At 44.1% G+C, this 1,177-nt stretch carries 1 protein-coding gene; it reads left to right on the top strand.

Annotated features, from left to right (window positions below):
• The first annotated feature begins 134 nt into the window (after nucleotides 1-134).
• Entirely contained in the window at nucleotides 135-923 is a 789-nt protein-coding gene (locus tag A3762_RS13645; RefSeq protein ID WP_068756109.1) for an outer membrane lipoprotein-sorting protein, read from the top strand.
• Nucleotides 924-1,177 lie beyond the last annotated feature (254 nt).

The following is a 1,177-nucleotide window of genomic DNA, read 5'->3' as shown; positions in this document are numbered from 1 at the left end:
TTGCGCGTAACCCCCGCAAGTCTCAGTCGCTGAACAGACTATTCCAGCGCCATTCAGCAGTATCTCCTTGAAGCCTCTCTGGCACAGCGCGTAAGCTATGCGCCACGCTGGACAGGATTTTTAAGGAGACCTTTATGCGTCCAATTATAAAAACAAGTTTGCTTGCTTTATCCGTCGTTTTCGCGAGCAACCTATTCGCACAAACACCTCAAGAAAAAGGCTTAGAAATCGCTATTGAAAGCGACAAGCGTAATCAGGGCTGGCAAGACTCCACCGCTGATATGACAATGACTCTGCGCAATAAACAAGGTGAAGAAAGTATTCGCTCTTTGCGAGTTAAAAGCCTTGAAGTTGAAGATGATGGCGATAAGAGCATGACCATCTTTGATGAACCCAAAGATGTACGCGGCACCGCCCTACTCACCTTCTCTCATAAAACTGAAGCTGATGATCAATGGCTGTTTCTCCCCGCATTGAAACGTGTAAAACGCATTGCATCACGAAATAAATCAGGCCCGTTCATGGGCAGTGAATTCGCGTTTGAAGATTTGAGTTCACAAGAAGTCGAAAAGTATACCTATAACTACCTTAATGATGAGGCCTGCGGTGATCTGGAGTGCTTCGTGGTGGAACGTACTCCTACTGACAAATATTCTGGCTACACCAAGCAAATCGCTTGGATTGACCAAACAGAATATCGCGTTATCAAAATCGAATTTTATGATCGCAAAAAGTCCTTACTCAAAACACTCGATTTTAAAGGCTATCAGCAATATTTGGGTCAATACTGGCGTCCAGAAATGATGCTCATGCAAAACCATCAAACTGGAAAATCAACCGACCTTACGTGGTCAAACTATGCCTTCCAAACTGGGCTAGCGGATGGTGATTTCACCAAGAACAGTTTGAAGCGCGCCAAATAGCCGCTCGATCGATTCGAATGCATTGAGAGCTACCTTAAACCGCTGAGTTTCATAAAAGGAACTGAGAACATTAGGTAGCTTTCAACTCTCTGAACTTCCTCTCAACACGCTGATTTAAGTCAACACAGAACTTCTCTTCGCAGAATTCATCTTGAAATATCAGCTCTTTCGCTTAAAACTGCGTCAAAATCCAAACCACTTGGTCAGCAATCCTAAAAAAATCGTGATAAACTCGCCCGCCTTGTTCGCAATGT

This window comes from Oleiphilus sp. HI0125 (assembly GCF_001635355.1).
This window is presented reverse-complemented; position numbering and strand designations above follow the sequence as displayed.

Bases quoted from the DNA above. Each gene is read 5' to 3' on its own strand.
- A3762_RS13645 (WP_068756109.1), top strand. From the start codon at position 135: ATGCGTCCAATTATAAAAACAAGTTTGCTTGCTTTATCCGTCGTTTTC.